Raw genomic sequence first — 21447 nt, 5'->3', positions numbered from 1 at the left:
ACCCTAAAAGGGACGACAGCAAATTCTGGAGGGAATGATGAGCATCCTTAACGCTCTGCTACTGCCACAATCGCGTCAGTCCGATCCTATCCCCAGCGATCCGGTACCCATGCCCGATCCTATCCCGCGTCCGCAGCCGATGCCGGACCCGCCGCCCGATGAAGAACCGATTAAATTGTCGCATCGAACCGCGAGATCTGCGAGGATACGCGCCATCTGACTGCAAAGATCACCACGAGAGACTACAGTGACCGCTTTTTCTACCCTGAATGTTCTGCCCGCCGCCCAACTCGATAATCTCAACGAGTTGGGATACCTCACGATGACGCCTGTTCAGGCGGCCGCCTTACCTGCCATTCTCGAGGGCCGTGACGTGCGCGTGCAGGCGAAAACGGGCAGTGGAAAAACGGCGGCATTCGGCCTTGGCCTGTTGCAGCATATCGATGCGGCGCTTTTTCAGACCCAGTCTCTGGTGCTGTGTCCGACCCGCGAACTGGCAGACCAGGTCGCGGGTGAACTGCGTCGCCTGGCGCGTTTCCTGCCCAATACCAAGATCTTAACCCTCTGCGGCGGGCAGCCGTTCGGCGCCCAGCGTGATTCGCTCCAGCATGCCCCGCACATTATTGTCGCGACGCCTGGCCGTCTTCTCGATCATCTGCAGAAGGGCACCGTCTCGCTGGATGCGCTACAAACGCTGGTCATGGATGAGGCCGATCGCATGCTGGACATGGGTTTCAGCGATGCCATTGACGAGGTGATCCGTTTTGCACCGGCCGATCGCCAGACGCTGCTGTTCTCCGCAACCTGGCCGGAAGCCATTGCCGCCATCAGCGGCCGCGTGCAGAAAAATCCCCTTACCATTGAAATTGACAGCGTAGATGCGCTGCCCGCGATCGAACAGCAGTTCTTTGAAACCTCGCAGCAGGGGAAGATACCGCTCCTGCAGAAATTGCTGAGCCAGCATCAGCCTGCCTCCTGCGTGGTGTTCTGTAATACCAAAAAAGACTGTCAGTCGGTTTGTGATGCCCTGAATGCCGCCGGGCAGAGCGCGCTGTCGCTGCATGGCGATCTGGAACAGCGCGATCGCGATCAGACGCTGGTCCGTTTCGCGAACGGCAGCGCCCGCGTGCTGGTTGCGACCGACGTTGCTGCGCGCGGTCTGGATATTAAATCGCTTGAACTGGTGGTGAACTTTGAGCTGGCGTGGGATCCGGAAGTACACGTGCACCGTATTGGCCGCACCGCGCGCGCAGGAAACAGCGGTCTGGCGATCAGCTTCTGCGCACCTGAAGAGGCGCAGCGCGCCAATATTCTCTCTGAGATGCTGCAGATTAAGCTGAACTGGATGAATCCCCCAGCCGGCGTCAGCCTTGTGCCGCTGGAGGCCGAAATGGCGACCCTGTGCATTGATGGCGGTAAAAAAGCCAAGATGCGTCCTGGTGATGTACTCGGTGCACTGACCGGGGATGTGGGGCTGCACGGGGCGGATATCGGTAAGATTGCTGTCCATCCGGCGCATGTCTATGTGGCGGTTCGCCAGGCGGTTGCCCATAAGGCATGGAAGCAGCTGCAAAACGGGAAAATTAAGGGTAAAACCTGCCGCGTACGCCTGCTGAAATAAAGCATGAGGCGTCTCAGAAGGTGTTTCTGAGACGCTAACCGCTTACTTCACTTCAAGCACGTTCAGACGCAACTCTTCAAACTGATTGTCATCGTCTTCCGGCTGCCAGCCTGCTGGCTGCATCGGGATCTCTTCCCGGTCAAACGCCAAATCGCCACCATTCACCACGTCTGAGTCATGGTTGATGCCTTTAAAGTCGAACAGCTCCACATCCGCCAGATGGGAAGGGACGACGTTCTGCATGGCGCTGAACATGGTTTCGATACGACCCGGATAGCGCTTATCCCAGTCGCGCAGCATGTCGCCAATCACCTGACGCTGCAGGTTCGGCTGAGAGCCGCAGAGGTTACATGGAATGATCGGGAACCCTTTCGCCTGAGAGAAACGCTCAATGTCTTTTTCACGGCAGTAGGCAAGCGGGCGGATGACAATATGTTTACCGTCATCGCTCATCAGCTTAGGCGGCATGCCTTTCATCTTGCCGCCGTAGAACATATTGAGGAACAGCGTTTGCAGGATATCGTCGCGGTGATGGCCCAGCGCAATTTTGGTCGCGCCCAGCTCCGTCGCGGTACGATACAGAATGCCGCGGCGCAGACGAGAGCACAGAGAACAGGTGGTTTTCCCTTCCGGGATCTTCTCTTTCACAATACCGTAGGTATTTTCTTCGACGATTTTGTACTCAACGCCCAGCTTCTCGAGGTATTCCGGCAGAATGTGTTCCGGGAAGCCCGGCTGTTTCTGGTCAAGGTTGACCGCCACCAGAGAAAATTTCACCGGCGCACTTTGCTGAAGATTACGCAGGATCTCCAGCATGGTGTAGCTGTCTTTACCCCCTGACAGGCAAACCATGATGCGGTCGCCTTCTTCAATCATGTTGAAGTCTGCAATGGCTTCGCCCACGTTACGGCGCAGTCGCTTTTGCAGTTTGTTCAGGTTGTATTGCTCTTTCTTTGTATTTGATTGATTTTCTTGCATTTATTACTACCTTCGGAGCCAATAGGGGCATAATAGGGGCAAAAATTTTTCAGCGTGCCAGCTTATCATTAAGCATCAGCACCTGTTCGCCATTCATTTCTTCAATCCACGCACCGTAGACTTCATAAACCATTTGCGCGTTTTCATGCCCCATCTGGCTGGCTATGAAAGACGGGTTAGCGCCGGCAGATAAAAGCCAGCAGGCAAAAGTATGCCGCGTATGGTACGGATTCCGGCGGCGAATACCAGCACGTTTTACAGCTGCGTTGAATCTCGCACCGATGCTCGATAAAGAGTAGTAGGCTTTCTGTTCTCCTTTGCGCATCCGGGGTATGAAAACGAATCGCAGGCTTTGATGTTCCACTGCGCCATACTCGCGATGATTAAAGACAATTTCGGTTTTTGGCTGTAGCGCTGTCAGCTTGCGCTGTGCTTTCAAGGCTTCAAGTGCCGGCTCTAATAGGGTAATAACCCGGTTACCTGCTTCGGTTTTTGGTGGGCCGAACATGCCCAACGCATTAAGATTGCGCTGTATATGAGCCGTACCTTTTTCCCAGTCGATATCTTCCCAGGCAAGAGCTGCAAGCTCCCCATGACGGACACCGGTATAAACTGCGAATGTCCACATATTGAGGCTTTGGCCACGCTCGGATTCCGCAAGCAAACTAAACTCCTGCTTCGTTAAAGGATCCGGTTTTACTTTCCCTTTTTGTAGTTTCTTGATGCCTTCAAAGGGTTTGCCACTGATAAAGCCTGATTTGTGTGCAAACCGAAGCAGGGAGCACAGTAGCGATATATAGTTGTTCACGGTACGCACAGTGCGTCCCTGTTTATTGCTTCTGGGATTTGCCAGGTAAAGTGTCTCACCGTTCAACAGCTCCTTCCTGTATTTCAGAATGTCGCTGTGGCGTATAGTTGAAACAGGCGTATCTCCGTTGATGATGTGCATTAACGTACCGAGTTGTGAGCGCGTCTTACGCATCGTGTTCGTGCTAATTTCGGTTTCTTTAATGCTCGTCCACAGTTCACACAGCTCTGAAAAGGTTTGAACTGAAACAGTGGTTACGGTTTTTTTTGCTCTGGAAGATGAAGGAAAGCGCTGGTTGTAATCAAACTCTCCAAGGTTGATCTCACTAACGATCACAGCCCGAAGATTCCCGGCTTTTTTGATGTTTGCCGGGGTGTTAATCCAACCTTTGAGAATTTCGCGGCAACGCTTTCCCCGGTACATAAACCAGATACAAATCTTATTGTTTCTGATTTCGACACCTGTAGGCAAAGCTGCCATCTTACGCATCCCTTATTAACTGATTAATTCTCGGATAGTTATACCAGGTTGTGCCACGCAAGGTTTTTTCTCCAGAAGGAGAAACCCGTTTAAAATGGATACCTTCCACCCAACAGCCCTGGCGATACTTCTCAATCTGTCGTTCGGTCAGGCCTGTTTTTTCTGTGAGCCTTGCGCCAACAACCCATTCTTCGTTAAAAATTACCTGCGACATGGTTCACCTCAGGTAACCGGCATGAGTATAGATATGCCGGTCTGTAGTCGTTGATATTTCAGTTTCAGTTTGCCTGGCCGGGCAGGGAACGCAGTCGGCGCATGCCGGTCATTGCTGTTGCCACGTAACTTGCCTTGCAGTTGACCACTTCAACCCAGACCTTCACGCCTTCCACTCTCACCGTATAAGTCTCTTTCATCTTGCTGCGCCCATAGTCACCGTATCTTTGCTGGTGGGCTGCGAGTGCGATTTCACATGCCTGGCGAGCCAAAGGGGATTGCTTACTGCCTCTATTAATCAGTCGCATTTCTTCTCCTTGAGGGAGGGTTTCCCCTCCCGATCTCGTTAGTCCACGTATTCCGGTTTCATATCCGCCAGGGTGATGCTGAACTGACCATGCAATTCGTCGCCCAGATGGCGTTTCGACGATGCAAGAACGCGCTCTACCTCTGCGAACCGCGCAGCTGCATCGGGTTCATCTGAAGGTGGCAAGGAATTGATGGCTGCTTCGACTTTGTTCCGTGCATCAACCAGGTAATAACGCTTCACAGCCTTGTTTTTCAGCTCAGTGAACAGGGCAGAACCCAGCGTTACTTTCACGGTTTCAATATCTGCGCGCAGAGCTTTAGCGCTATCCACATCCTGAGCCGCCTCGATGCGATCACGGAAATCATCAGCAAGTGCATCGATGTTTTGAGCTGATTCCTGAGCCGTTTGAGTAGTAGTGACGTTGTCACCTGAAATGTCTGCAAGGCTAACGTGCTGCGCCGGTGCTGGATTTACCTCTCGTTCTTCACGGCGATCATCGAGTTCATCCGGGGTATAAACTCCCAGAATTACATCCGGGCAGAACAGTCTCGCCCAGCGTTTGACGGCCAGGTAAGCCAGCTGCTGGCGAGGATCGTCTGCCCACAGGGTAGAGTTTCGGGTACGGGCCTGAGCTAGCAGCAAATCGAGTTCTCTTGGCTGATCCTCACCTTTCAGGGTTGCGCGGATAATGATGCCGATCCCGGCTTCGTCAGCCAGGGTCCAGCCCGGGACGCGGTACTCGCCTTTGTCTCCTTTACGGATATGGAATTTTCCAACGACCTTTTCCCATGGCCCAAACCACTCATATTCAAAACGACTGGCCAGCACGCCGCTGCGTGAAATTACGGCATTAACCAGCTGCGCTTCATACCCGAGCACACCGTTAATCAGGTGCGTTTTCTGCGCTACGGCAAAGGGATTCATCTGCCACTGTGCCGCTTGCATCGCGACAGCCATGCAGTCGGCCTGATTGCCCTGCAGATGCTTAGGAACTGTAGCGGTGCCCTGCGCCATAATCTGTGCGAACGTGCTGATGGCATTCAGATATTGGGAATCGAACAAAGCCACGTTGGAGTTAATAACGGTGTTCTGGTCAGCAACGGTAACGTTAGTGTTATGCATAAATCCCCCTTAAGCCTGAGCGCGCAGCGCTTCGAGGCGGCGCAGGTCGAAGTCGTTCAGTTCATCGGTGTAATCGGTAGTGATCGGCGCTGGCCATTCGCCCGTGTCGAATCCGGTTGCGATGGCGCGCATTGTTTTGCGGTACTCGAGCATGCCCAGTTCCAGCAGTTCGGTTGACGCCTCGATGATGGCGATCCAGTGGTAGTTCTCGTCTTTGTTGACGAAAATCCAGAAGAACTGGTCCAGCGCCGCGGTCTCGCAATACATTGCCGCGCTGAGGTGGTAGTCCCGGTCAATGATTTCCCGGTGCAGCCTGGCCCGCAGGTTTTCTTGCTTCACATTCCACATGCTGATGGTTTTCAGGTCAGCACCGATGCGCACGCCGTCCAGTTCAATCTCGAGGTCAGGGCGTACACGCACTTCTAATCCGGTTTCGTCGTCGAAACCGAAATAGCTCACTTCAACGGCGCGGCTTGGATGTGTCAGCAGCATGCCCGCGGTCGGGTGCGTCAGGAGTGCAGACTGAATTGCCCGCGCTGTGGCCAGCTGCTGGCGGGTAACCAGAATCTTTTCGCCAGGGTTGTCGCGCCAGGCATCCAGCAGTTCGTCGGCGAATATGGCATCGGGCTTAACCGACTTAACAGCCTGGATCATGTCTGCTTTGCTGCCGGACACTTTCAGCGGTGTCGGTTTCTGCGCTTCTTGCGCCACCAAGTCTGGATTGATGCTTGCTAATTGCTCAAGTAACGCATCACGGCTGCCGCTGGTTTTAACCGGCACGGGCAGGGTTGCGTTGTACTCTTTGATGCACGCCTTCATTGCCGTTGCCGTTTGCTTCTGGCCTTCTTCAATACGCTGGTACTCAGCAGGGAGAGCCATATAGCTTTGAGCCGTTTCTTCCAGGCTGGCGCCAAGCGGCACTGGAGCGGGAAGGGACGCGTTATGTTCTTCAAGTAACGCTTTAATCTCGTCTGCGCTTAGCAGCGCCGGCAGGCTGGCGTTGTACGCTTCGATGAACTCGCGCAGAGTTGCTGTGGTGGTGAAAGCACCCTCTGGGATCTCAGGTTCTACGCTGAATTCTGCTTCGAGGTTTTCCGGCTGCAGTGCAAGGGCGTGCACCAGATTTCCCATGTCCAGTACTTTGGATGCTGTGCGCGGGATAGTTTTAGCCACATGGCGCGCGTTGAAGTACATCAGGCTGACGCGGGCATCTTTCACCTGGGTTGAGCTAATGCCGTTCGCTGCGTGATAAACTTCATTCGGTAGGCCTTCATAGCGACCAGGTTCGAAGTAGGCTGGGTATTCGATTACTGACTTCGACTGCTGCTCTTCCGGGGCTATGGAATCTGTCTGCGAATTAGCTGCATCAGTGCTTTCGCTCGGTGGTACCGAACCAACATCTTCGTCTTTCTCTGGCTTAGCCGTTTCCATCTGCACATCGTTGGTGGTCTCCGCTGCGTTTTCCGTTTTTTCGACTTCATTTGAGGAGGTATCGGCGACCGGTTCGGTATTTCCGCCCATCAGGCAATCGATGGAGAACACTCCACTGCCGAGATTTTCAACCTGCGGTTGTTCAACTGGGGCTTCAGTCTCAACTGCAGGAGTAGGCAACGGCAGTAGCTCCACAGCAGAGTTAAACTCAGCCGTCATGGTTTTATTCACAAACTCAAGATGAGCCGCTGGCGTGTGATGAATGTTCTCTGGTGCGATGCGGATCAGATTGAAGATTGTCGCACGGTTAACCGCCAGTACGCCGGGCTGATTACGCAGGATTGCGCTCCATGATTTCCATGGTTCTTCTTTCTTAGCCACGATTTCTTTGGCTCGTCGTAACACGCTCGAAGGAATTTCGAAATGGTGGAAGTCCATAGGCAGTAGTGCACAGGCAATTTCAAGATCGAGAGAGTCCAGAGTGTGGTGCGCGCCTTCGCCGCGATCCGTTACATAGCCGCCGTCGGCATTGGTACCAGAATCGGTACGCTGAACATTACTGATGCGATTACCGGCTGCCCACTCGCGAACGAGAATGCCGCGGTCAATATAATCAGTCGCCGCCCAGATTCGGGTAAAACGGAGGACCAAAGCGAGTTCGTGGCGCTTCTCCTGGCTGAACACCTTGCGAATGGCGTCGGTGTAGCGCCACAGGTCTTTGGTATCGTAACCCTTAACCTCTTCGCAGTTTTCAGCCGCCAGCAGCAGGTTCTGGGCATAGCTGTTGTCTGTGTCCATCTCCAGCGCGCTGATACCTTCGTATTCTTCGCGGGTTAAGTGGTGACGCAGTTCTTCGGCGGTAAACTGAGCGAGTAGCTGCTTGCGGAAGGGCATACGAACGACTGGATAACGTGTGGCTTCGTCATCATTCTCGTCAATCTGGATACCGTTATCAGGTTCTGGATCATGACCGGTTGTTACGCCGGTGTTGCTGGTGTTTTCTGATTTGAGCAGAGAAAGCTTACCGTCTCTCCACTCTGTCACTAACTGATTGCGGTCGCCGGTATCTACTCTCAACCAGTCGGCCATGAAAGCAGCAAGCAGCTTTACTTCGTGCGCTTCATCTGGCGCGAATACCTGCTTAATCGCCTGAACCAGTTTCCACTCAGCGTTCAGGCTGAGTTCGGCAACTTCAGGGATGTCGTTTTTCGCCAGCAGCAGGTTCTGGAGATAGGTGTTACCTTCATCCAGTGACATTTCGCTGGCAGCCAGCTGCTGCTCTTTAGTGATATGTGACTGGTATTTGTCGCTTGTCAGGTGGACGGCATAACGAACCGCTGGAGTGCGGTTTTCAACCGGAACACTCTCGACGGTAGTTTCGACTTTAACTGTCGGTTCCGGTGCGGCAGTGTTGTCTACGGCTCCACTAGACTCAGCACCAGCCTTTGGTAGCCAGGTGCGTCCATCGTCCTGGAGTTCGTAGCGTTTGCACCAGGTGTAATCCACTGTGCTTTCTTCAGGCAGATCGTTGTAAACAGGGAAATCGGTGCGAACCGGTTTTGAGTAATCCTTACCGCGGCCGGTTTCAATACCTGCATCTTCCAGCTCGACATCGAGCTGCAGGTTGGCACGGGCTTCTGATTTAGCAGTGAACCAAATCACTGCGTCTTCTTTGCCAGATTTCTGCGTAGCCTTCACTACATAGAAAAATTCCATGTGAGATCCTCTTTTTTGGATGTAAGATCCCCGGGCCAGAGATAGCGCCCATTGGGTGAACTTTGGTTTTTTAAGTAGTTTTCCGGTGTAACTTTGGTCGGGAGCACCGGACGTACGGGCCGCCTTGCGCGGCTTTTACGTTATGCCTCGTGGGCTATCTGGTCGTACGAAGCACAACGTTCAGAGCAGTATTCTTTATCTTTGCGCGCCAGCTGTGCGCCGTTGCAATAGAGAAGGGTACTTTTGACTACTTCCCCCGGTTTAACCGGCTTGCCGCAGTACCCGCATTTCGTTGAGTTACACATCTGGATTCCCCTTTTGCGCCAGCAGGTAGCACAGGCGGCGAAGGATCACCTCGAAGAAGTTCAGTTTTACGGCTTGCTGCCGTCCTGGTTTGCGTGCGAAATCAATCATTTTCACCCTCGTTTGCCTTATCGCCGGCCAGCGGAACGTTTACACCTGATGCGCGTTAATCTATCCACTCATCCGACTCTTCATATGCCGTCGGCGGCTACTTCGTGGGCTCCATGCCTTGGTGGTTCGTAGTGCGTCATATGTTTTAAGTAAAACACTACTTTACCCGCATGTCAATCCATGCAATACCGTAAAGTACACCAACACTTTACCTGGTGTTTTGTTGTATAAAAAAATGCAGGATTTGGGCAAAAAAAATCCCAGCGCTGCGGCTGGGATCACGAGTAATTGAAGATAAGTAAGGCTGTTGGGCTAGAGGGATGGATCAGTTTAGCCCTTTGAATTTGGTAAACAAACTATTGCCAAGAAGATACTTCAGGTCTGCCATAGATCTATAAAATGTGCTTGCAACCTCATCATGAAAATAAATCATGTATGTTTCCATTACGGAACTTGTTAATCTATGTAAATTACGAATGAGATTTTTTTGTGATGAATGGCAATCATTAACTATCAATTGTAAGAAAGTTGCTGAGGTATTGAGGTTTGCTTGCGGTGAAAAATGGACATAATGACAGGCATTAATATAAACATTATGTAAGTAATTCCAATTTTCATTTCTTCTATTAGTTTTTAGGTAATCGAAATCTCTTCTACGCACAGTTCCATCAAAGTCACCACCAGAATATGTCTTATTCAAAGCAATTCTTGCTATATGTTCTATCATTGAGCGGAGATTTAATTGTAAATATCGTTCTCTTTTATTTAGAATTGCGATAATCGAATTTAAAGAATCATATATTATACCCTTTACATGTGATTTATGTGACAGATTATTATTCAATTCAATAATCATGCTAAAAATTCTAACATGTTTAAAAACACTCACTAAGGTATTTATATCTGATTCATCTTTAAAATACGCTGCTACCTCGCGGCGGAATCTTTCAGTTTCCGCTCTATTGCCATAGGGATCGTTCGAAAGCATTAGTTATCGCCTTTCTTAAGCATTCTGGATACCCACAGTTCCATATTTGAAAGCGCTGTGCTTCTTTTTTTATTACTTTGAAGTTCATACTCTTTTGAAAAAATATTTTCAAAATATGAACGAGTCATAATGCCAAAGTAATTTATTTCTTTTCTGTCTTTGTTTACTAAGAAACGGCACATTTTTGCACAAATAAGAGTTCTTGAGCGAGTTATGTACGGTAATAAGATAATATTGAAAACACTTTCAACAAAATCTTTTACATCTTGATTCGTTTTTAACAGTTCTTTATCAAGGACTATGGTCACAAACAGACCTATCGCAGACTCCTTTGTGACTCCGCCATGGGCAAATCTTGTTAGAGTGCTATATTGTTCTTTATCCATTATCACTCACCATTAGTTGGCTAACTCTTAACATGAACTCTGTCGAAATTGCGCTTATATCACTTCTTGACTTAGCATAGCAAGAAGGGATATTACCTTGTTGCCCAACCATTAAATCTCTTACGTATGATAACTTGTTCTCAAAAAAATAAAATGCATTAAATTGCTCTTCGAAGTTATCTTTTATTTTACTTGTTTTTAATGTCAGTTCTTCGTCTGTGTTGGTGTACACAAATCCTAAATGTTTGATATTCGGGTTATGATTATGTCTTACATTTCGCACCACGCTAACAAGACTGGTCGCGCCTAAAATTGAATAGTGATCGATTTTTACAGGGACCACATAAAAATCAGAAGCAACAAGAGAAGCATCAGTGAAAATAGATATTGTTGGAGGACTATCCAAGAAAATGTAATCATAATGGTCACGAAGATTATTATCGTCGATAAATCTCTTGATTTTGAATATTCTCACTGATTCTTGAGAAGTATCAAAGATTATATTTATGTCACCAAGAATCACATCCAGGTTTTCAGAAACTTTCGTAATGACATCTGAAGGGGAAACGGCTTGGGCCGTATCCATAATAGATGTTGGAACCTCAAAAATTCTACGTATTGTTACTTTATTTGTTTGTAATTGATCAAGATATTCATCTACACGACCATAATGTCCTAGGAGAGACTGAGTTGCATTGAATTGTGGATCAACATCAATCACAAGGACTTTTTTTCCAAGATAGTTAGCCATAAACTCCGCAATACCAACACAGAGCGTTGTTTTACCTACCCCACCTTTCATATTTATAAAGCTAATTACCGATGCTGGCATAATCTTTCCTTGCTAAAATTCGGGTTATAAATTCAATTATTTATACGTTTTTAATCTAATCATCTTGCGAACGAATCCTTCCTCTCATGTACTTCTCGTACATGGCATCCAACTCTCTCAAGCGAAGAGATAAAACTCGAAGGAAGTTTTGTTTCTCCTCGTCATCAGGGAGTTGTCGATACAATTCTAATAGCCTTTGCTCATCCGCTTTTAAGCCGTCTTTTTCGCCAACATCCTCACCCAAAAGCCAGGGAACAGAGACCCCTGCAGCCTCTGCAACTGCCAGTGCAGATTGCTTGCTTATTTTCCCGGTTCGGAACCAGCCGGTGACTGCTTGTTTACTGACATTAGCAACCTTGGCCATCTCAGTTTTTGAGAAACCTTTTTTGTTCAACTCGGTCAGCCGGGTTATCAGGCCTTGGTTCGTATCTTTAGTGTTCATTCCTGAATTGTAAACAATAGCTTTACTTGAAGGTAGGCATGCGTTGATTGACTTTGTGGTAAATGGGTGCTTTACTTCGCTCAATTAAGGAGGTCCTATGACTGGTATTGAACATGCAATTCTCCAATCTGGTTCGGCCAGTGCGCTCAGTAGATTGGTTGGTGTTTCCAAAATGGCTGTTTCGTTGTGGCGAAGTAATGGAATTCCCGCTGAGAGAGTACTTCAAGTTTATGAAGCCACAGGTGTCACTCCCCACGAACTACGCCCTGATCTCTACCCAAACCCAACAGACGGTTTACCTAAACAGGAGCCTTAACAATGCAAACTGTTTCATTTCAACAGAGTAGCAGAGCTTCCTCTAATCCTCTGATATTCCGGTGTCATCAAAGCGAATCGGCAGTGCTGGATATTGATCATCGCGATATTTGTTCTGCAGTCCGGGCGTGGGCAGCGGCAGAAGGGCGCGTAGCTGTTGCGCTTCAAATCCAAGAAGCGGCGGAAGAACTTCAACTTCATGGCGTGGATTTCTCAGGCCAGGCCGATGTCTGGAACGTGAAGCTGTTCCGCTGGCTGGATAACAAAGAAGACTCTGCATCGTACCGGAGAAACGTCGAACAGCTAGTGCCCGCGATCATGTCTGTATTACCGCTTCGATATCGCGACCGTGTCGTAAAGAACGAATCGTTCTCTTATCGCATGGCCAGGATGGAAAAAGAGGTGAGTGAGGCGAAGCAAGCTCTGATGCTCGATGCACCGAAGAAGGAAAGGCTAAAGGAGTTAGGCGAGGGGATTTTCGAAATGTTCAGAGTCGATCCGGACCTTACGGCGCCGCTGCTGGCGATGGTGACAACCATGCTGGGGGCAATGTGAATACTCTAGAAAAGGCGAAAGCCGCGGTGCTCGAACACCAACGGCTTTCAGGTGCAAAAACGGAGTGTAATTGCGGAGATAAGTATGTCAAACACAGCTGAAATTATCAATTTCCCCCACAGAACCGAACAACCGGGAGGTCGTATGGCCGACCTGTCGAACGGGTATACCAAGGTCGCTAACGAGATCCAACAGCTCAAGCCTCGTCTGAGAATGTCAGGCCGGGAGTGGCAATGTTTTGAGGCGGTGATCTGGCTTACCTACGGCTGGAACAAGAAACAGGACCGCGTTACGAACACGGTGATCGCTGAGCTTACAGGGCTGAGTGACTCGCATGTTTCTGATGCGCTCAAATCACTCGCAGAACGCAAAATCATCTTCAGTCAAAAGCAGGGCGTAATGAAAACGGTCGGTATAAATACTGACCTTTCCGCCTGGATTTTAGACAAACCGAAAACGGGAAAACTCTTCCCGAAATCGGGAAAAGTGTTACCGAAAACGGGAAAAACCTTCCCGGAAACGGTAGACACCCAAGACTATAACAAGAACAATATTAAAAGATCCTCGTCTCGGAATTCTGACGAATCCCGAAACCAGAAAACTCAAAAGTTTCTCTCACGCCATCCAGAAGCTGCCGCCGGGATATACACCCCAGCAGGTAAATCATGGGGATCCGCTGACGACCTCAAGGCCGCACGCTGGATTTACGACAGGCTTCTCACCGTCAACGCATCGCTATCTGAGCCAAACTGGGCGGAATGGGCAAACACCATCAGGCTGATGCGTGTCCAGGACAAGCGCACGCACTACGAAATTTGTGACCTGTTCCAGTGGGCCAACCGGGACGAGTTCTGGAAAGACAACATCCTGAGCCCTTCGAGTCTGCGCAAGCAGTGGGATCAGCTCACCACCAAGCGGCTGCGTGCAACCGGAACGGTAAAGCCATCCCGGGGCAGCATCGACCTGCATAACACCGACTGGATTGACGGGGTGCTGGAATGAAAAATCTTGCCGAGAACATGCGCAATTTTGACCGGGAACAGGCTCGCCGCGTTGCGCACAACATGCCTGAGCAGTACACCGAACGCGAACAAACGCAGCAGGTGGCGCAGATTATCAACGGGCTTTTCGTACAGTTGGCGGCCGCGTTCCCGGCAAGCCTGGTTAATCGCAGTCAGGAAGACGTGAATGAGATCCGCCGTCAGTGGGTGCTGGCCTTCAAAGAAAACGGGATCACCACCCTGGAACAGGTTGAAGCGGGCATGCGAATGGTGCGTCGCCAGGAGCGCCCATTCCTGCCTTCGCCAGGCCAGTTCATCAAGTGGTGCAGGGAAGGGCACAGCGTACTGGGGATCACCGTCGCTGATGTGATGGCCGAATACTGGAAGTGGCGCAAGCTGGTGTTTCGGTACCCGAGCAGCGAGCAATATCCGTGGCTTAAGCCGGTTTATTACCACATCTGTCTGGAACTGCGGCGCCGGGGAACTGATGGCCAGCTGTGTCACAAAGAACTCGAGCGTGAGGCCGGTGATCTTCTGGGTATGTGGGAAAAGCGGGTGCTGGCCGGTAAGCCGATTCCGCCTGTTCGGCGGGCGTTGGCAGCGCCGGTATCGCCGAAGGGGCCGACACCGGCAGAGCTTTTGAAAGCCAAATATCAGCTGATGAAAGCCGATGGCAGGGCATAGTGAGGAAATGGTCTGTTATGAGCGAAGAGCGGACATTATGCTGCATTCATTAGATGAATCCCAAAGGGTAATAGTTGGTAGCTGAACATGAGGAACTTGCTAATAATAATTGGCTGGTTAAATCCCCGACATTATTAAAAGATTATGTGAAAAAATCAAATACACTCTTTTAGAAATCCTACTTTATCTGCCTGTTTTTTACGATAGACTATGAGGATAGTCAGGAACGTAGTCATTCAATAAAAACGCTTTATTATATAATGCATATGGAGAGAAAATGACTTTAATAATAGCAATGTTTTTGTTCTCCCTTACCATGTCAATTTCTCCAGGGCCAGTCAATATGGTCATTATATCATCTGGAGCGAGCTATGGATTCAGAAGAACTTTCCCATTCGTCTCAGGTGCTACAATAGGATTTACTCTATTACTTATAGTCATTGGTTTTGGGTTCTACGCTTCCATTGAGAAATATCCACTTTTCTTCAAATATCTCAACGTGGCTGGCTCAGCTTTTATAATATACATAGGTTATAAGATAGCATCATCAAGATCTGAGTTATCATTAACAAAATCAGAGGCGCCTAGTTTCACTCAGGGTTTTTTACTTCAATGGCTCAACCCAAAAGCCTGGATTGCCTGCGCATCCGGAGTGGTATTATTTTCTGAACCATCAAATAACACTTCGTTAATAATCTTCATAATAATATATTTTATCGTTTGCTACCTCTCTTTAGCTGCATGGGCTGTCCTTGGAAAGAATATCTCAACATTGCTTAATAGCATTGGACGCATCCGTGCATTTAATTTCTGCATGGGTGGGATACTGATTACCACTGCCTTCTACATGTTTCTGGCTCAATAAGCCACTTTCCCTTATTGGCTGGAATTGCTCTTTTACATTATTGAAGTCTTAAATCAATCATAATATTTTGAATTCAAAGGAGTTGTAAATACTATTAATTAACGTGTAAGCGACACTGTTGGTAGATATATTAGAAGGCCAGGTTGCATAGACTTTTAGTGGTTCCAATGACCAGTCAGGGAGAACCAACTGTATTTCATCTCGCTTAATATCCTCTTTGCTGAGATAGCAAGGAGGGGCTGCGATTCCAACCTGATGTTTTGCTAGAGTGTAGGCAGCCTCGACATTATCAACGTACACCGTTGGCGTATACTTAATTAAAGCTATCTCTCCATTTTTGTGCCTGAACTCTCGACTGCCCTTCAGCATGCTCAGACCAATCCAGGGCATTTTTTCTAAGTCATTAGGATGGTTGATAGGCTGATAATTGCTAAGAAGTTTCTTTGAAGCAACAACGTGTCGGGGTAATACAAAAAGATGCCGTGCTTTGAGTGTGCTGTCGGGCAGTTCGCCAATTCGAAATGCAACATCTATACTATCGGCAATAATATCTTTACGAGTGTCGCTATAAGAAATACTCAGGGAAACGTCCGGATGTTCCTTTATAAATCCTGCAAGATGACGAGTAAAAACACTATTTATAAAAACTGCAGGAATTGACAGATTCAGCTTATTACTTGTTGAAATAGAGCGCTGTTTAAACTCGATAAACCCCTTTTCATACAGTTCTAACATAGAGTTTGCAGTTTCGAGCAAACTTGCCCCATCATGGGTCAGCGATAATTTTCGCGTGTTTCTGTATAGCAAAGCACTTCCCAGATTTCTCTCCAGCTTAGAAAGATGTGTGCTTGCTGTCGCGGTAGTGAGCCCTAAAGCGTCTGCGCCACCTGAAATCGATCCAGCTTGTACAATTTTTGCAAAAACAATCAGGTAACGGATATCATCAATCATTACTATTCCTGAGTTCACTCATTAACTTTAAGCGTGAGAGTTGTTCTATCAACCATAAAACTATCATGTTTTTATTTACCGCCAAAGTTTCTTTTTTTATCGAAGATTCCCAAAGTTGGAAACCTGAACATTGAAAAATATCATTAGTAATGAGAGGTAATGATCTGCTCCCCGCAAACTAACATAGCACGATGTTAGCAATGTCCGCTCCTGGCACAAAGCTGACGTCTCAGCCTGTGTATGACCGTAAACACTACCTTCACGTGATAAGCCGCTTCGGGTTATGACGAGGCGCTTGTGTGACATGCTGGAAAATCAACTTAGATGTTTACTGAAAGCCTGATTGTCTTCAAGCGAAACGACCCTTAGAAAATTTCTATGGCGAAATAAACACATAAGTCTTCTCCACGTGTGTTATAACCGAGTTTGAAATCGCCACCACTGGCGGTTAAGAGGCATCTCATGAAACTACGCATCACAAGAGCAATCGGCCTCAGCAAGTTCTCGCCACGTTGGGTTAAGGTTATCTGTTTACGGTTGACTAAAAACGATATTGAGCACTCCCTCAACGCTCTTCTGGCCACAATCGATGAATCTGAACTTACCCCTGAGCAAGTCAAAGCATTAAGGGAATGCATTGACAGAATTAACATCGCAAGGGGGAAGGGTATGCAGGCGTGAGCACTTTTGATTAAAGGTAAGCCAACACTGTATTTGCGCGGCGCGTTTGCTGCGCAAGTATCGCTGACCGTTCGATACCAGCTGAGCTTTTAAAGCCAAATTTAATTGGATCAATGCTGGTGGGAGGGGGTAGAGATGAACTGGTTCCTGTGAGCGAAAATGAGGCCAACAATCTAAGCCTGCTGGGTTTACCGTTATCAACTGAGTACTGAAGCATTGCCTTTGCACCCGCCGGATCCGCTTACATTTCGCTATGTATTAGTTTACCCACCTCCAGCTTGACACTGATCAATTATGACTGCGTTAAGCCTATGAAAAAAATAATAAGTCTTGAATCCTGACAAAATACTGGGATAGTAGGATTGATTATTAGACGATCGGTCAATATTATTTGTACATGACTTAATAACTGAACGATAAACGCCCAAATAGACGAGGTGAAAGTGTTTAAATCTTTATTAATAAACAAAGCAGATGAACGCTACAGTGCGCAACTTGTTGAAATTGCTGAAAGTGAGCTGCCGCAGGGGGATGTTGAGGTAAATATTGAATATTCCTCCATCAACTACAAAGATGCGCTTGCCATTACGGGCCGAGGCCCAATCGTCCGACACTTTCCAATGGTGCCAGGCATTGATTTTGCCGGTACGGTGTCCGCCAGTTCACATCCTGAATATCAGCCCGGAGATAAGGTTCTACTGACAGGCTGGGGTGTAGGGGAAAAACACTGGGGTGGGCTGTCTGAAAAAGCACGAGTGAAAGGCGACTGGCTGACGCCGCTTCCGGCAGGCGCAAATAGCAAACACGTCATGGCTATCGGGACGGCTGGGTTTACCGCGATGCTGTGTGTCGACGCGCTGCTCAATCATGGTGTTAAGCCTGAAGATGGGTCCGTACTTGTTACCGGTGCCAGTGGAGGTGTCGGTAGTATTGCGGCCATGATCCTTTCGTCTATGGGCTTCCATGTGACCGCTTCTACCGGTCGGCCGGAAGAATCCTCGTGGCTATATAAAACGGTCGGGGTGAACGACATCATTAACCGTGCTGAGCTTTCAAGCCCGGGCAAACCTTTACAAAAAGAACGCTGGGCTGCTGCCATTGATACAGTCGGCAGCCACACGCTCTGTAACGCCTGTGCAGGGGTACGCTATGGCAGTATTGTTGCAGCCTGTGGCATGGCTCAGGGTATGGAGTTGATGGGAAATGTGGCTCCGTTTATTCTTCGTGGTGTTACGCTGAAAGGGATTGATAGTGTCATGTTCGCGAAAGAGAAAAGAGCGGCGATCTGGCAGCAGGCGTTAAAGCATTTACCAGAGTCCAGGCTGGATAGCCTGACGACTGTATATCCGCTAAGTGAGGCCATCACTGTAGCCGAAAAACTTCTGAATGGCGGAATTCGCGGCCGAGCGGTAATTGAATGTAGCTAATTATAGATACGGAGTTGCAGATCGAACGAGGGGCCGCTAACGGCTCCTCTTTTACTGTACTTCAGTTGCTTCCTGCGACGACTGGTAACGGACAGATGTTTTGAAATAGTTCCAGAAATCGTACACAGGTTGGGTTGAACTATAAAGTTTGGAACGCATAACGGCACCCTCCCAGCCACTCCAGAAAATTGCTGCCAGTTGTTTGTCGTTCATTTCGGAGCAAATTTCGCCTGAAGTTAGTGCATCGGACAGACAGGAAGCAACAAGTTCTTGCCAGCTCTCAAGAACATCTTGTAGCTGCTGGATAAAGGATTGTGGCAGTCCCGGACTTTCCTGCATCATATTTCCAACAAGGCAGCCTCGGGTAAAATTGTACTTTTTAATCCCGTTGCAGGCATCGTGGATAAAATTTTCCAGCCGTAACATTGGTTCGCATAAAGGTTCATGAAGGTGTTTTTTAAGTTTATGCTCGAAGAAACTGTCATAGGCATGGAGGACGGCCTGCGCATACTCCTCTTTGCTCTTGAAGTAATAATAAAATGAGCCTTTAGGCACACCGGCATTTTTGACAATGGCATCGACTCCAGTTGCAAGAAAACCATTCTGCGTCAGCAACTCAAGACCGCTGCGGATCAGATCATTACGAGTATCTGCATAGGTGCTCTCTGTTTTACGTGGTCTTCCCCGTCTGCGGATTTCACTGGTCATGGCTCTTCTCCTACATGTTTAGCGGCAAAGAATAAGTGATTTTGCCTAACAGCTACAACCAGTTTCACCTCGGCATTTTTGAAGGGCACCATTGCCAACTACAAGTCTCAATACCGTCTTACTTAACTCAACTTCAGCGCATATGAGCGACCTTGCTGTCCCTCATGTCAAATTTTATTAGTGAGTGCAGCAACGAATTGGCTGCGCCCGCTTTGTGTACTTATCGGACATTACACTTTGCTTATCACAGAAGAATGTCTCAAGTTTCATTTTAACATTCTTTAAACTCATTAGATTCTGGCCAGAAGATCGTTAAAGATCCATTTTTATCATATTTTGAAAAAAGATTGCCCTGGAAGCAAAATATCCCAGCGGATTCTAACCACATCCATTCTTCTGGTTGTTCGACACCTGTTGCACAAATCCTTATCTCTAAAAGTTCGCCGCAACGTATTAAGCTTTGCAGTATCGCCTGTTTGGAACCGTCTTTATGTATGTTTTGGATTAGTTGAGGGTGTATTTTTAGCTTCTCAGGCTGAAATTTTGAAAGAAACAATAAACCTGCATTTCCTACACCAAAGTCATTAATAGCAACGCTTAAACCGCAACTTTTGAGTATCTGCACTGAATGCGCGAACTCATCAATTTCAGGGATTATTTCGCTCTCTGAAAACTCAACTATAACTTGTTCTGGGTATAAGTTACTTTCTCTGATGTAATCGAGCAATATCTCAATCGCATTAGGTACCCTCAGTAAGGTTAAAGGCAGGAGTGTTATTGATACTCGTTGTGAAGAGGTAATGAAACTCCCTGCGATTTTTAACAAATCTCTCTTCGATTCCAAATCAAAAAATAAATTATTGGCTTTTATATCGTCTTTATCTGATTTTGCACTCAAGACAAAAGAATGAATTTGAGCAGCCAGAGGGTCTATAACTGCATGCATGTCTTCGATAATATCGGGATCAACCGATGATACATTTATTTGATCGGATGAAAAAAACCAACTGTATCTATCAGGAAGTTCATAATAGCTGTCTGTCTCAGCAGAATCTATAAATGTACGGAAAAACCGTAATGCTCTGTCGTTGTAAAGCAATTTATGTTTGGTTGTTCCACGTTGAAGAACCCTGTCCAGACACTCTTCTTTACTGAATAGTCTTATATCAATTAATTCCATGCCTGAGCGACCAAATCGTCGATAGGGGGCATAATCGGATAAGAGTTCTACAATGTTAAAGTGAAGTGCATCCATACAAATTTTTTTATAGATTTGCCTTACAGCGGTTTCATCTCCTTCCAGAAGCTGGAAGAAATGAACGCCATTAAAAAGTAAAACACCAGTTACCCCCGCACGTTCATTTCGGGAATTGGCTTCACTAACCATGTCAACTATGGATTGAATTGGTGTATCAGCTCGCAGGTGGCTTCGGTAGATGAGAGTGGTAAGCATAGTTGCACACTTTAAAGGATTTTCTACTAAAGTAGCATGCGAAAGGTCAGTTAGTGCTATTTTACTGAAAAAATTTACAAAAAAGAGTTCTGTGACCTTAAAATTGTCTATGAAGGGTAAAATGCTTCACAAAAAAACCAATCAATAAACGTGGTTAAAGCCCGCGAGATATGTTTGGCTCTGCAACATCAAATCGCCTGGTGTGCACACGTGATAAAGTAAAAATTAATTCTAAGATTGTGGTAGTAAAAATGATTACATGGAGTTTCGAATGGTTTTTATTGCGGCTTTAACTTTATCTTTTCTTCTGTGTGTAGCGGGCCTTATCTTCATTTTGCTGGAGTTAGTTAGCATAGGCTGCAACCCTGAACGACATTGAACAATACGTGCAAGAAATCCAGCAAAATCACTGATTGAAAGTCTCTTGACCTCAAGTTAACTTGAGCTTTTAAAATGGCGATTCTGGAGATAGTTAAAGGATTAGCCTAATGAAAGAGATTGATGTCGGTTTTACGCACGTTGCGTTTGTTGTTAGAGATTTGGAAAAAAGTATCGATTTTTACGGCCGTTATGCTGGCATGGAAGTCGTACACAGGCGAGAGCCTGACCTTCCGGAGGCACGTAAAGTCGCGTGGTTAAGTGACCTAACTCGCCCTTTTGCGCTTGTCCTTGTCCAGGTTGATGCTGTGGCTGACACCCCTTTAGGTAATTTTGGTCACTTGGGAGTAGCTTGTTCAAGCATTGAAGAAATCGACAATAAGGTAGCGATGGCCAGAATGGAAGGCATCTTGCGAAAAGAACCGGTTCAGGCAGGAGAACCGGTAGGTTATTATGTCTTCTTCGCTGATCCTGATGGTAACACACTTGAACTTTCTTATGGTCAGAAAGTCGGGATCGAGGCTTTTCGTCATTATGATACAGTGCCTGCATCTCAGTAAATTTCGATAACCGGTTGGATTACATTACGCTCTGGTAATGTTTCATATCGTTTTAGAGCTTGCTGATTAATTTGTTGCTAGTAACAGCAAGCTCCATATTAGCCTTTACAGATTTTCATTTTATTAAT

General features: G+C 47.6%; 24 protein-coding genes and 1 pseudogene. 10 read left to right on the top strand and 15 right to left on the bottom strand.

All coding sequences use genetic code 11. The features are described 5' to 3' along the window. Window positions 1-55 precede the first annotated feature (55 nt). Both LJA86_RS08170 and dbpA read left to right on the top strand, forming a co-directional pair. A complete protein-coding gene (locus tag LJA86_RS08170; RefSeq protein ID WP_304665500.1) occupies window positions 56-220 on the top strand; it encodes a hypothetical protein in 165 nt (54 codons plus the stop codon). Between the two features lie 27 nt (window positions 221-247). Next, window positions 248-1621, top strand: coding sequence for an ATP-dependent RNA helicase DbpA (dbpA, locus tag LJA86_RS08165; protein WP_229225990.1), 1374 nt, complete (start codon window positions 248-250; stop codon window positions 1619-1621). A gap of 42 nt (window positions 1622-1663) precedes the next feature. Here dbpA and ttcA read toward each other — a convergent pair whose 3' ends face one another. The 12 genes and pseudogenes from ttcA to LJA86_RS08105 all read right to left on the bottom strand — a co-directional run bounded on the left by ttcA (window position 1664) and on the right by LJA86_RS08105 (window position 11825). Beyond that, window positions 1664-2599: a tRNA 2-thiocytidine(32) synthetase TtcA gene (gene ttcA, locus LJA86_RS08160; protein ID WP_048223561.1), complete on the bottom strand. Its 936-nt coding sequence runs from the start codon at window positions 2597-2599 to the stop codon at window positions 1664-1666. Window positions 2600-2648: 49 nt separating this feature from the next. Then, entirely contained in the window at window positions 2649-3887 is a 1239-nt protein-coding gene (locus LJA86_RS08155) for a site-specific integrase (protein ID WP_229225989.1), read from the bottom strand. 1 nt (window position 3888) lies between these two features. After that, window positions 3889-4101: an excisionase family protein gene (xisR, locus tag LJA86_RS08150; RefSeq protein ID WP_072060267.1), complete on the bottom strand. Its 213-nt coding sequence runs from the start codon at window positions 4099-4101 to the stop codon at window positions 3889-3891. 64 nt (window positions 4102-4165) lie between these two features. Then, window positions 4166-4408, bottom strand: coding sequence for a DUF4060 family protein (locus tag LJA86_RS08145; RefSeq protein ID WP_020882485.1), 243 nt, complete (start codon window positions 4406-4408; stop codon window positions 4166-4168). A gap of 38 nt (window positions 4409-4446) precedes the next feature. Beyond that, entirely contained in the window at window positions 4447-5532 is a 1086-nt protein-coding gene (locus LJA86_RS08140) for a RecT family recombinase (protein WP_214605186.1), read from the bottom strand. A 9-nt stretch (window positions 5533-5541) separates the two neighbouring features. Beyond that, complete coding sequence (locus LJA86_RS08135) at window positions 5542-8679, bottom strand: RecE family exodeoxyribonuclease (RefSeq protein ID WP_229225988.1); 3138 nt, start codon at window positions 8677-8679, stop codon at window positions 5542-5544. Window positions 8680-8819: 140 nt separating this feature from the next. Continuing rightward, the gene (locus tag LJA86_RS08130) at window positions 8820-8984 is read right to left on the bottom strand and encodes a YdaE family protein (protein ID WP_229225987.1); all 165 of its coding nucleotides are present in this window, start codon (window positions 8982-8984) and stop codon (window positions 8820-8822) included. Beyond that, window positions 8977-9132 (bottom strand): annotated as a pseudogene (locus LJA86_RS08125) (hypothetical protein); the annotation flags it as partial. The gene LJA86_RS08130 and the pseudogene LJA86_RS08125, both read right to left, overlap by 8 nt. Window positions 9133-9418: 286 nt before the next feature. Beyond that, window positions 9419-10081: a hypothetical protein gene (locus tag LJA86_RS08120; RefSeq protein ID WP_227160055.1), complete on the bottom strand. Its 663-nt coding sequence runs from the start codon at window positions 10079-10081 to the stop codon at window positions 9419-9421. Continuing rightward, window positions 10081-10467, bottom strand: coding sequence for a hypothetical protein (locus tag LJA86_RS08115; protein WP_148746213.1), 387 nt, complete (start codon window positions 10465-10467; stop codon window positions 10081-10083). The genes LJA86_RS08120 and LJA86_RS08115 overlap by 1 nt, the downstream gene beginning before the upstream one ends. After that, window positions 10460-11299: a ParA family protein gene (locus tag LJA86_RS08110; protein ID WP_229225986.1), complete on the bottom strand. Its 840-nt coding sequence runs from the start codon at window positions 11297-11299 to the stop codon at window positions 10460-10462. Before LJA86_RS08110 ends, LJA86_RS08115 begins: the two co-directional genes overlap by 8 nt. Window positions 11300-11354: 55 nt before the next feature. Beyond that, entirely contained in the window at window positions 11355-11825 is a 471-nt protein-coding gene (locus LJA86_RS08105; protein ID WP_229225985.1) for a helix-turn-helix domain-containing protein, read from the bottom strand. A gap of 13 nt (window positions 11826-11838) precedes the next feature. On the opposite strand from LJA86_RS08105, the gene LJA86_RS08100 reads away from it, so the two are divergent. The 5 genes from LJA86_RS08100 (at window position 11839) to LJA86_RS08080 (ending at window position 15161) form a co-directional block, all read left to right on the top strand. Further along, window positions 11839-12057, top strand: coding sequence for a transcriptional regulator (locus tag LJA86_RS08100; protein ID WP_229225984.1), 219 nt, complete (start codon window positions 11839-11841; stop codon window positions 12055-12057). A gap of 2 nt (window positions 12058-12059) precedes the next feature. Further along, a complete protein-coding gene (locus tag LJA86_RS08095; protein WP_229225983.1) occupies window positions 12060-12611 on the top strand; it encodes a toxin YdaT family protein in 552 nt (183 codons plus the stop codon). An 84-nt stretch (window positions 12612-12695) separates the two neighbouring features. Continuing rightward, window positions 12696-13613 carry a replication protein gene (locus LJA86_RS08090; RefSeq protein WP_229225982.1) on the top strand — a complete coding sequence of 306 codons (918 nt, stop codon included), beginning with the start codon at window positions 12696-12698 and terminating at the stop codon, window positions 13611-13613. Beyond that, window positions 13610-14296 carry a replication protein P gene (locus tag LJA86_RS08085; RefSeq protein ID WP_229225981.1) on the top strand — a complete coding sequence of 229 codons (687 nt, stop codon included), beginning with the start codon at window positions 13610-13612 and terminating at the stop codon, window positions 14294-14296. Before LJA86_RS08090 ends, LJA86_RS08085 begins: the two co-directional genes overlap by 4 nt. Before the next feature lie 277 nt (window positions 14297-14573). After that, entirely contained in the window at window positions 14574-15161 is a 588-nt protein-coding gene (locus tag LJA86_RS08080) for a LysE family translocator (RefSeq protein ID WP_229225980.1), read from the top strand. Between the two features lie 57 nt (window positions 15162-15218). Here the strand turns inward: LJA86_RS08080 and LJA86_RS08075 are convergent, their stop codons facing one another. Further along, on the bottom strand, window positions 15219-16112 hold the full coding sequence (locus tag LJA86_RS08075) for a LysR family transcriptional regulator (RefSeq protein ID WP_110973592.1): 894 nt from the start codon (window positions 16110-16112) through the stop codon (window positions 15219-15221). Window positions 16113-16574: 462 nt separating this feature from the next. On the opposite strand from LJA86_RS08075, the gene LJA86_RS08070 reads away from it, so the two are divergent. Together LJA86_RS08070 and LJA86_RS08065 are read left to right on the top strand one after the other, a co-directional pair. Continuing rightward, a complete protein-coding gene (locus LJA86_RS08070; RefSeq protein ID WP_229225979.1) occupies window positions 16575-16793 on the top strand; it encodes a hypothetical protein in 219 nt (72 codons plus the stop codon). Window positions 16794-17236: 443 nt separating this feature from the next. Continuing rightward, entirely contained in the window at window positions 17237-18220 is a 984-nt protein-coding gene (locus LJA86_RS08065) for an MDR family oxidoreductase (RefSeq protein WP_028013340.1), read from the top strand. 51 nt (window positions 18221-18271) lie between these two features. On the opposite strand, the gene LJA86_RS08060 is transcribed toward LJA86_RS08065, so the two are convergent. Together LJA86_RS08060 and LJA86_RS08055 are read right to left on the bottom strand one after the other, a co-directional pair. After that, a complete protein-coding gene (locus LJA86_RS08060) occupies window positions 18272-18928 on the bottom strand; it encodes a TetR/AcrR family transcriptional regulator (protein WP_045903081.1) in 657 nt (218 codons plus the stop codon). A 271-nt stretch (window positions 18929-19199) separates the two neighbouring features. After that, entirely contained in the window at window positions 19200-20381 is a 1182-nt protein-coding gene (locus LJA86_RS08055) for a diguanylate phosphodiesterase (RefSeq protein ID WP_229225978.1), read from the bottom strand. Window positions 20382-20869: 488 nt separating this feature from the next. Here LJA86_RS08055 and LJA86_RS08050 point away from each other — a divergent pair, with 488 nt between their 5' ends. Continuing rightward, window positions 20870-21319 (top strand): VOC family protein, encoded by a 450-nt coding sequence (locus tag LJA86_RS08050; protein WP_177317574.1) that lies wholly within the window; start codon window positions 20870-20872, stop codon window positions 21317-21319. Window positions 21320-21447: the final 128 nt, after the last annotated feature.

The sequence above is a fragment of the Enterobacter sp. TCD1-1 genome (assembly GCF_020567405.1).
In the GTDB taxonomy this organism is placed as follows: Bacteria; Pseudomonadota; Gammaproteobacteria; order Enterobacterales; family Enterobacteriaceae; genus Enterobacter; species Enterobacter quasiroggenkampii.
Note: the sequence above shows the minus strand (reverse complement) of the source record. Positions and strands in the feature narration are given on the sequence as shown.